At 44.4% G+C, this 10468-nt stretch carries 7 protein-coding genes; 2 read left to right on the top strand and 5 right to left on the bottom strand.

The features are described 5' to 3' along the window. The 3 genes from AB7E53_RS01535 to AB7E53_RS01525 all read right to left on the bottom strand — a co-directional run. Window positions 1-236, bottom strand: a 236-nt coding sequence (locus tag AB7E53_RS01535; protein ID WP_446773755.1) for an RNA polymerase sigma factor, incomplete at its 3' end; no start/stop codon positions are given. 198 nt (window positions 237-434) lie between these two features. Further along, the gene (locus AB7E53_RS01530; protein ID WP_446773754.1) at window positions 435-2024 is read right to left on the bottom strand and encodes an OmpP1/FadL family transporter; all 1590 of its coding nucleotides are present in this window, start codon (window positions 2022-2024) and stop codon (window positions 435-437) included. A 62-nt stretch (window positions 2025-2086) separates the two neighbouring features. After that, window positions 2087-3448 carry a hypothetical protein gene (locus AB7E53_RS01525; RefSeq protein ID WP_446773752.1) on the bottom strand — a complete coding sequence of 454 codons (1362 nt, stop codon included), beginning with the start codon at window positions 3446-3448 and terminating at the stop codon, window positions 2087-2089. 321 nt (window positions 3449-3769) lie between these two features. Here AB7E53_RS01525 and AB7E53_RS01520 point away from each other — a divergent pair, with 321 nt between their 5' ends. Together AB7E53_RS01520 and AB7E53_RS01515 are read left to right on the top strand one after the other, a co-directional pair. Further along, complete coding sequence (locus AB7E53_RS01520) at window positions 3770-5383, top strand: ABC-F family ATP-binding cassette domain-containing protein (RefSeq protein ID WP_446773750.1); 1614 nt, start codon at window positions 3770-3772, stop codon at window positions 5381-5383. An 18-nt stretch (window positions 5384-5401) separates the two neighbouring features. Next, on the top strand, window positions 5402-7231 hold the full coding sequence (locus AB7E53_RS01515) for an LTA synthase family protein (RefSeq protein ID WP_446773748.1): 1830 nt from the start codon (window positions 5402-5404) through the stop codon (window positions 7229-7231). A 364-nt stretch (window positions 7232-7595) separates the two neighbouring features. Here AB7E53_RS01515 and AB7E53_RS01510 read toward each other — a convergent pair whose 3' ends face one another. Beyond that, the gene (locus AB7E53_RS01510) at window positions 7596-9896 is read right to left on the bottom strand and encodes a TonB-dependent receptor (RefSeq protein WP_446773746.1); all 2301 of its coding nucleotides are present in this window, start codon (window positions 9894-9896) and stop codon (window positions 7596-7598) included. A 96-nt stretch (window positions 9897-9992) separates the two neighbouring features. Then, window positions 9993-10355, bottom strand: a complete 363-nt coding sequence (locus tag AB7E53_RS01505; protein ID WP_446773744.1) for a hypothetical protein — start codon at window positions 10353-10355, stop codon at window positions 9993-9995. Between the last annotated feature and the right edge of the window lie 113 nt (window positions 10356-10468).

Here is a 10468-nt window from a genome sequence, read left to right as displayed (position 1 = left end):
ATCCATGCTTTGAACTTTCCGTTATCGGTATATCGTCCCTGTTTGATCGTTATGATAACCTTCACAAAGGTTTCCTGAAAGATATCCTCTGCAAGTTCACGATTACGTACGATAAAATAAATATACGAATGAATACTGCTTTTGTAGCGGTTCAATAGTGTATCGAATGCAGCATTAGTGCCTTGTGCATACATCATAACCAACATTTCGTCGGTCATCGATTCAAATCTGTTCATTACTTATATGTTTTTAATTTTATGGAGTAATGATATGCAATAGGCAGTAGGGGTTTAAAGTTTAACAATATTATTTAGTACAAATAAACTAAGATTACTTAAGACTCACAAACATTTATTATGTAAAAAAAAAGAATTGTCCCCTACCCGTACCTTTCTTGTACGAATAGGGGACATTAGACAACGAAACCCTTTTTATCAGAACTTATATCCTAGTGTAAGAGCTACGCGTGTTGTATTTGTTTTAAGAGAAATTGCATCTGAATCTACCATTATATCTCCATTATCAAGGAATGTTCTTGAGAAAGTAAATGCATCTTCCTTATATGTCTTATAAACACAGGCCAGGTCTGCATAGAAGTTTGGAGTAAAACGATACCCCAAACCAACTGTAATATAATCAGATCCCTTGTCCACTGTATAGTGAGGAAGCGTACCTGCAGTAATAACCTCTACATCTCCGTTCTTCAGGGCAGTCTTAACCGGGCTGGATTGCCAGCCGGCACCTGCTCTTACAGCAAACTGAGGAGTTACTTTAAATTCGCCACCCACCTTTAACAGACCGCTGGTACCAAAATCTTCCTTAATAAAATTGTTGGCATCCATCTCTCTGTCATTCACATCCTTCAAACGCATTCCTTTAAAGTTTGTCAACTCATAATCCACGCTTAACAGTCCGTACTGACCAATTACAGCAGCCGCACTAAAAATCCATTTGTCGGGAGTACGAAGTTTATAGTCGGCATAAACCTTATCGGGTGTTGAAGCATCCATTTTGGAAGGATTATACTGAGCAATGTCCGTTCCGGCTTCTGCATGGAAATAGTCGGTCATCTTATACCACGTTGGCGAATTATAGGCAACCCCCATACGAAGGAAGTCGACCGGTCTTACAATGGCACCCAGATTAAAAGAGTATCCGGTACCTTCTGTAGTCAAACCATTATCCAAATAAAGATAATCGCCTCCTTCAAAACGCTCGTCGTATATAGAAGATATACTATAATTAATGTCCGTAACAGCTAAGGTAGCACCTAAAAAGACACTGTTGGAAATATTAGTTGCAAATGCAAAGTTATACTGATCTACAGCACCCTTTTCAGACACGTTCAAAGTCGTGTTCTGGGGACTGTCTGCATACCAGATATCGCCTGTTGCATTCGATGTTCCAAAACCCGAGTGGTAACTACTCCGGTCATTAAGAAAAGATCCGAAATAACCAGCTTCATATCCTAATACAGACATCCATGGATTATTAGGATTATTATAAGGATCGTAGGAATCTTTTACATAAATAAGGTCATTTTCATGAATCCCATATGAAATATCGGCTGCATAATCGGCCAAAGAATAAGCCTGTGAGCCGGACAACCGGTAATTACGGTTGAAATTTTTCAAACGGTTGTATGATAGTCCGATGTTCCAGCTCATAATCCCTGACTCGTTGGCCGTAGGGAAATAACCTACATACGAAAAATTATCAAAGCTAAGTTTCGACTTATCGTCTTTAGAAACATTGCCATTCCAATTCGATTTTGTATCAATCGAAGAGAGGCTAAGTGTTCCCACAACTTCCGAACTACGATATATACCCAGACCAGCCGGGTTGGAGCTCATGGCAGAGGCATCCCCACCTAAAGCACCGAATGCACCGCCCATACCCAGGTAACGGGCGGTTCCATTAAGATCTCCCAGAGAATATTTATAGGCATCCATCTCTCCCTGCGCAAATGCAGATGCTCCAGAAAGGAACAATACAGATGCAACTAAGCAAACTATTTTTTTCATCACGTAAAGTTTTATATCAACAATTTTCTTGAATATACTCTCTTCAAATACAGGTTGCAATATTAGCGTCTGCCACCGCCGCCACTTGAACGGCTGCTACCTCCACTACTGCTGCTACTGCTTCCGCCGCCACTGCTTACTCCACTGGAACGGCTGCTACTGCTGCTTGAAGGCGAGCTGTATGAACTGCTGCTGCTACGAGAGCTGCTGCCGGATGGAGAAGAATAACTCTGGCTGCTGCGGGTTGCCGGCTGACCGGAATAAGATGACCGCGAACTGCTGCTTCTGGACGGAGTATACTGCTGTCTGCTTGAGCTATAGTCTGAAGATTCGCTGCGTATAGTCCGGGTACGTGTTGACGGGGCTTCCGAACGACGGATAACCGAACCACCCGAGTTCACACTGCTGCGGGTTGATGTTCCTTCGGAAGAACGTACGGAAGACGAACGGCTTGAACGGCTGCTGCCAACCACATCCGAACGATCGATGATAGACGAACTGCGAACAGACGAAGCTCCGCTTCTTGAACTACGCATCACACTTGTGCTACGGTTTGAACTGCGCAGGCTCATATCGGTTCCACCTACGGAAGATCTGCTTGAACGACCATTTACGTTGCGTCCAATAGCCGAACGGCCATTTGGCATGTGCTGGTAAGGAGATGAATAATAGGCATGTCCGTAACTTCCTCCCCAATAATGGTGGTGTCCGTAGTAGCCTCCATAATAACCTCCGTAATAACCACCCCAACCCCATGACGGGCCATACCATGAGCTATAATACCACGGGCTGTAGAATCCACCCCATCCCCAGGAAGGTCCATACCATGAACTGTATCCCCAAGGGCTGTAATACCATGGATCGTACCAGGAAGAGTACCAACTATACCAGGGAGATCTCCATCCCCAGGAATTGCCGATATTAATATTAAAGTTCACACTTGAACCTCCGTCGGCGTATTCTGTTTCGTAATCGTAGCCGTAATATCCGTCGCTAAGGAAAATATTTACATTATCAGCACCGGCAATTGTTACCTTGCTGGGTGAATGATAACGGATAATTCTTTCAGAATATTCTGTATCCGAACGACGTTCATTGACTTTAACCGAATCTTCAGCTGCATAATCACCCTCTTCTGCATTGGCATATTCTTCGCTTCCATTAGAATAACGACGGTTGTAGGCATCAATCTCGTCATCAGAAAGAGAAGATGCTGCTTTTGCATGGGTTGATGCGTTCATTTGAGCTGCAGTTGCAGTACGCTGAGTTTGTTTTTGGGGTTCAATAACCTTTTTCTCCTCCTTTTGTTCTTTTTTTTCCTTTTTCCCGGAGAAGTATACATCATCATAAAAAACTTCCTGTCCGAAAGCCGTTGAAGCTACCAGAAGCATAAGAAGCAAAGATGTCAGTTTAATGGGTTTCATAATTTATCCTCCTCAACATTTTTATTATTACAATTTAGACTACTTTTACCCGGTCAAGGTTTAATTTAAAGTCCTCATAAAAGTATGTACTACATTAAAATACAAATATAATCAGTATTATAACACAAAATAGAAATTACATACTATTTAACGTAAAAACTTTTCCTCTCGGTTGTAATCATTTTTTCTCTTTATACAAATAAGACGAAAACACAAGTATAAATGCTGCATATCTTTTGTTCGGCAATCTATTTTTTGTCCATGCTTCTAATTTTTACTACCTTTGCGGTCTCAATTGCAAATTAATAGGTATACAAAGATATGATTACGGTTAACAATCTGGATCTTCAATTCGGAAAACGTGCGTTGTTTCAAGACGTCAATTTAAAGTTCACACCGGGTAACTGCTACGGCATCATTGGTGCCAACGGTGCCGGAAAATCTACGCTTCTCCGCATTATAAGCGGTCAGCTTGACCCCACGCGGGGATCCATCTCATTAGGTCCGGGCGAACGCCTCTCCGTGTTGAGTCAGGATCACTTCGCCTTCGACGAATTTACAGTACTGGATACGGTTATCATGGGGCACACGGTGCTTTGGGATATCATTAAGGAAAAGAATGCGTTATACGAAAAGCCCGATTTTTCGGATGCCGACGGGATACGTGTTTCCGAACTTGAAGAAAAGTTTGCCGAGATGGAAGGCTGGAATGCAGAAAGCGACGCAGCCAATTTATTAAGCGGACTAGGCATTAGCGAAGACATACATTACAGCATGATGAGAGACCTGAGCGGTAAGCAGAAGGTGCGTGTATTACTTGCCAGAGCCCTGTTTGGTAAACCGGACAACCTCTTGCTGGATGAGCCTACCAACGACCTCGACCTTGAAACAGTAAGCTGGCTTGAGCATTACCTTGCCGACTTTGAAAACACGGTGCTGGTGGTATCGCACGACCGTCACTTCCTTGACTCGGTTTGTACCCATACGGTGGATATCGACTTTGGTAAAGTAAAACAGTTTGCCGGCAACTACAGCTTCTGGTACGAATCCAGTCAGCTTGCTCTCCGTCAGCAACAGCAACAGAACAAGAAGGCCGAAGAAAAGAAAAAGGAACTCGAAGAGTTTATCCGCCGCTTCAGTGCCAACGTGGCTAAGTCAAAGCAGACAACCAGCCGTAAGAAGATGATCGAGAAGCTGAATATCGAAGAGATCCAGGCTTCCTCACGTCGTTATCCGGGTATTATCTTCACCCCTTCGCGCGAACCGGGCAACCGTATCCTCGAGGTAAAGGGATTATCTAAATCCATCGAAGGAACTGTACTGTTCAAGGACGTGAACTTCAATGTGGAAAAAGATGATAAGATAGTATTTATCAGCCGCGACCCGCGTGCCATGACGGCATTGTTCAACATAATAAACGACGAAGACAATGACTACGAAGGCTCTTTCGAATGGGGACAAACCATTACGACAGCCTATCTTCCGTTGGAAAACACGCAGTACTTCAACACAGATATGAATCTGATCGAGTGGCTTTCGCAGTTCGCAGAAGATACCAACGAGGTATACCTGAAAGGATTCCTTGGTAAGATGTTGTTCTCCGGCGAAGAGGTGCTTAAAAAAGCAAGCGTGCTTTCGGGAGGCGAAAAGATGCGTTGTATGATCTCACGTATGATGCTTAAGAACGCCAACACCATGATTCTGGATTCTCCTACAAACCACCTTGACCTGGAATCTATTCAGGCATTTAACAATACGTTGAAGGCGTTCAAAGGAAATATCCTCTTTTCAAGTCATGACCACGAATTTATCCAGACGGTTGCCAATCGTGTAATTGAACTTACACCTAACGGTATCATCGACAAGATAATGGATTACGACGATTACATCACCGACCCGATTGTGGCAGAGATGAAACAAAGGATGTACAGATAATTCAATAAAAACATAGCAATGAAAAAGAGAGTATTATTTCTTTTTGCCTGCTTCATAACATTTATACTGGTCTTTGCTTTGCAAAAGCCAGTATTTATGTTGTATAACCATGCCTCCGGAGGGGGATTAAGTATTTCGGATTATCTGCAGGTAATGGTTCACGGACTGCAGCTGGATGCCACCGTAGCCGGCTACCTTACAGTTATACCCTTGTTACTCACACTTCTTTCGGTATGGATACCCGGCAGATATATTACTTTTATTCTTAAAGGATACTTTTTTATCGTTGCGTGTATCATCTCACTCATCTTTGTGGTGGACATTGCCTTGTATCCTTACTGGGGATTCCGGCTGGACGCCACCCCGTTGTTCTACCTGCAATCACCTTCGGATGCACTTGCCAGTGCACCGGCCAGCACACTGATACTGCAAACTCTGGTTTTCGTTGTATACACCTACGGAATATTCTGGGCACTCAAAAGATTTGTACTCCCCCTGATGCCGGAACAATATGTAAAAAAGATGTTCAGCAACTCGGTTCAGCTGGTACTGCTGGGAGGTATTCTCTTTATTCCGATCAGAGGCGGTGTTACCACTTCTACAGCGAATGTGGGTATGGTATACTTCAGCAAGAATCAGTTCCTCAACCATTCGGCCATCAATCCCTGCTTCAGCTTTCTGGCTTCGCTGTCCAAACAGCAGGATTTTGCAGCGCAATACAACTATTTCAGCGAATCGCAGCGCAGCAAGATTTTCAAAAAGCTAACCAATCAACCGCAGGGCGACTCTATTCCGGAGTTACTCACTACCAAAAACCCCAACATCATTCTTATCCTGATGGAGAGTTTCTCTGCCAATGCGATTGAAGTTCTTGGAGGAGAAACAGGAGTTACTCCCAATATAAACAGGTTAAGTAAAGAGGGAATCCTGTTCAGCAACATGTATGCCAATTCGTTCCGTACAGACCGGGGTATTGTTGCTGTTCTGAATGGCTATCTGGCACAGCCTACCACCTCGATTATGAAATATCCGGCTAAAAGCCAGACGCTTCCATCCATTGCCAAATCTCTTCAGAAGAAAGGATACACTTCCGATATGTTGTATGGTGGCGATATCAACTTTACAAACATGCAGAGCTATTTCTTTAGCTCGGGGTATAGCAAGGTGACGGCCGACAGGGATTTCCCGCTTAAAAGCCGCCTTTCCAAATGGGGAGCCAACGACGACATCACCTTCGCCCATCTTTACCAAAGTATGACCGACAACTCCCGCAAGGAGCCCTTCTTCAGCACATTCCTCACCTTAAGCAGTCACGAGCCATTCGAGGTTCCATACAACCGGTTAAAGGATCCCTACCTCAACTCGGTAGCATTTACGGATAGCTGTCTGGGTGATTTTATTGATAAATTAAAGAAACTGCCGCTTTGGAATAATACGCTGATTGTTTTGGTATCCGACCATGGATTCAGATATCCGGCTTCTGTTAAAGAGCACGATCCCAAAAGATATCACATCCCTATGCTATGGCTGGGTGGAGCAATAAAGGAGCCGCGTGTAATAGCCAATTACGGGAATCAAACCGATTTAGCTGCAACCCTGCTTTATCAACTGGATCTGCCGCATAAGGAGTTTACTTTCAGTAATAATATGGTAGACAGTCTGCAACCCGCCTATGCTTTCTATAGCTACAACAATGGTTTTGGTTTTATAGATACCACGGGGGTTTCTGTGTACGATTGCGAAAGCGAGAAGCCTTTGATTATAAAACCTGAGGCAGGAAACGAGATCCGGCTGAATAATGGGAAGGCTCTGTTGCAGACTTTGTACGACGATTTGGGCAGCCGCTGATTAATTACAGCTCCGCAATCAAGGAACAATCGGCTACTGCCCTTCGGAAGATAAGAGACAACCTTATAGAGCTTAAGCGGCAAAGATATACCTCTTAAACCGCAAACAAACAGGATTCGTACTTCGGGCCCATGGGACCGTTTAATTGAGCCCATGGGCGCATTTGAACGGTCCCATGGGCCCGAGGTGCATAGCTGGTAACTTTCCCGCTTAATTCAAGCATGATTGCCAGTTATTCATACTTACATCCACACAAAAAAGAAGAGGGATCCGAAACGACGGATCCCTCTCTTATCAACCTTCCTAATCAACCTTAAAGACTTCCGGCAAACTAAAGAAGCCGGCAAATCAACTTATTTATCTATCAATACATAATCTTACAACCTACATATACACTTCTGGGTAGGGATGGTCCGTAAATATAGCCCGCATCGCGGCTGCCACCCTTGTCAAAGTCACTCTGATAAGAGTCGAATATATTCTGAACGCCTGCATTTACCTGAAGGGTACCTGACTTGAATAAGGGGAAATCGTAGGCCACCTTTACGCTCATATCCAGAAAATCGGGTGTCTTTTCTTCCTTGTCGGACGGAATGTAACCGGCAAAATGCTGCATCAGCATACTGCCTGTATAAGTTCCGGTAAGGGAAACCGCCAACCGTTTAACCGGGTTGAATGAAGAGGTTACGTACCCGTATACATCCGGCGAGCGGAACATCTTTTTCTGCGGCTGCAGACTTTCATCGCCACTCCACTTTTCAGGTTCTTTATAACGGCTGCGTTGCAAGGTACCTCCGGCCTGAATCTGCATCCATTCGTAAGCCAGCTTGGCTTCCAGGTTAATACCCATCACCCGTGCCCCTTTTCCGTTTCTTCTTTCCAGCAACAGGTTATTCTGTTGGTCGCGGCCAATCTCTTCCAGCAAAAATACATCGCTTAAGTCGGTGTAAAAGCCCTCAACAAGAAAATTAGTCTGTACCGCCCCGAAGCGCTGATAGAAGTCGGCCGAAGCACTTATACTCTGCGACTTTTCTTCTTTCAGATCCGGAGAGATACTGATGATAGCCACATCGCCTCCTACGGCCGTAATATGCAAGTCTTCGTCGAACGCCTGCGGAGCGCGGAACCCGCTTGAATAAGAAAGCCGCAGATTAATATCCTTGGTAGGATTATACCTCAGGTTGGCACGGGGACTAAATATGAGGTGATTGATCAGGTTATGTTTATCAAAACGACCTCCCATCAGGAAACTCCAGCGTGCATTTTTCCATTCGTTCTGCAAAAACAGACTACCGATATTCACCTTTTGGGCAATCGTACGATTGTATCCTATCATCACATCCTCCAGGTTATCGTGGCTGTACTCCATACCTCCCGTAAACTCGGCCGGCATAAAAAGACAATTCGTCCAGTCGTATACATACTGCGCACCCCCTATAAAGGTGAGGTCGGTTGTATGTCCGTAGGCGTTCGGGTCCTTACCTGCACCATAGTAACTCTGACGCTTGGTGTGCTGAGACGATGCATAAAGGTTTAAGCGATGCTTGTAATCGGTAGAGAAGAGATCGAATTTAAGTCCCCCGCCATTAATATTATGATCCGTCTGCTCCGTGATATCCGTTTCGTGAGGAGGTAAATCAAGGTTGTTTCCACCTCTGCGGAATTCGCTGATGTTATGATATTCGAACGTTAGTTTGGAATAAGTGCTTGTCTTCAGATAAGACCTGAAACCAACCGTCTTGGCATTAAGGTGTCCTATCTCTGTGAAGCCGTCTCCGTCGTGATCGTATGCAGACCGGGTACGGCTTTGTCCGAATAAATAAATACCAGCTTTCTGGTCGTCTGTAACCATCGACGCATTCAACGTTGTATTATTATCAGGTCTGCTCCCCCCGATCATCGTTAGTGAGTGAGCAACCTGCGCCGAGTTGCGCTGTGGTTCTTTGGTTATAATATTAATAGTTCCGGCAATAGCGGAAGAGCCGAACAGGGCAGATCCGCCACCGCGCATCACCTCTACCCGCTCAATCATATTGGCAGGAATCTGTTCCAGTCCGTATACTCCGGTTAGGGCACTGAAGATAGAGCGGCTATCTACCAGGATTTGCGTATAAGGGCCCTCCAGACCGTTGATACGCACCTGCTGGAAACCGCAATTCTGACAATTGTTCTCGACCCTTACTCCGGGCTGAAAATTAAGTCCGTCGGCCAGACTGGTTGCATTGGCTCTGTCGAATACCTTTGTATCCAGTACATTTACCAACGAAGGAGCCAGGCGTCTGGTTGTTTCGTTCCGGTTGGCAGATACCACAACGCCGTCCAGCGACACAGCATCTTCCTCTGTTTCGAAGTTGATCTCCAGGGTTTTTCCCTTTTTGGAAACAATCTCTTTTTCGATTGTTTTATAGCCGACCGACTTCATCACGATGGTAAACTTGCCCTCGGGCAGGTTCTTCAGATAAAAATGTCCGGTACCGTCTGAAACGGTTCCAATGGTAGTTCCTTGCAGAAATACATTTATATAAGGCAGGTGTTCCCCGCTTTTTTTGTCGATGATATGTCCCACGATGTTTGCGTCGGAAGGATTCAATACGGGCTCGTCGGCCCCTCTGACTGTCCACAAGGAACAGCACAGACATAGCATAAGTATGACAATTTTATTCATTTGCTTTATTAACTTGATTAAAAAAACAGACTCTGCTCTCTGTCATAGGCAGACAAAGAGATGTCGCTTCCGGTCTACGTCCGGAAAATAAAGAAATCAGATAAAAAAGATACTTGCAGGCGGGGCACGTAATAAACTACCACCCGGCAGATGGGAGGTATATCCGGAACAGACCGGACCGGTTGTTATTGTATCTAAAGGAATGGCAAAAAAGCAAATATCCAGCGAATGGACAGCGCCATCCTGCACATTAATGTGCGAAAGAGCATTGAATAACTGTATTTCGGAACATGAGTGGTGGTGAGTGGTTCCGTTGCTTTGCTTTTGAAACGGATGCGAGTGTACAATGGTAACCCCATTCTCTATGTGAGCGTGCATAAACAGGGTAATAACACTGTAGTACGACACAAACAGAACGGGCAGGAAATAAGTAAAGAATGTTCGCAGTCTCTGTTTCACTAACTTATTTTATATTTACGGTACAAAGTTAGTAAAAAATTATTTGATAAATGTAAAACTAATTACTATGTTTGTTGAATCATCTATACAACCCAATTTTATGAGAAAAATCT

The organism is Macellibacteroides sp., assembly GCF_050251695.1.
GTDB classification, from domain to species: domain Bacteria; phylum Bacteroidota; class Bacteroidia; order Bacteroidales; family Tannerellaceae; genus Macellibacteroides; species Macellibacteroides fermentans.
The sequence above is the reverse complement of the archived record's forward strand: the minus strand, read 5'-3'. Positions and strand labels throughout refer to the sequence as shown.

Excerpts from the sequence above, each read along its gene's own strand:
- AB7E53_RS01530 (WP_446773754.1), bottom strand. The coding sequence starts at position 2,024 with ATGAAAAAAATAGTTTGCTTAGTTGCATCTGTATTGTTCCTTTCTGGA.
- AB7E53_RS01525 (WP_446773752.1), bottom strand. The coding sequence starts at position 3,448 with ATGAAACCCATTAAACTGACATCTTTGCTTCTTATGCTTCTGGTAGCT.
- AB7E53_RS01520 (WP_446773750.1), top strand. The coding sequence starts at position 3,770 with ATGATTACGGTTAACAATCTGGATCTTCAATTCGGAAAACGTGCGTTG.
- AB7E53_RS01515 (WP_446773748.1), top strand. The coding sequence starts at position 5,402 with ATGAAAAAGAGAGTATTATTTCTTTTTGCCTGCTTCATAACATTTATA.
- AB7E53_RS01510 (WP_446773746.1), bottom strand. The coding sequence starts at position 9,896 with ATGAATAAAATTGTCATACTTATGCTATGTCTGTGCTGTTCCTTGTGG.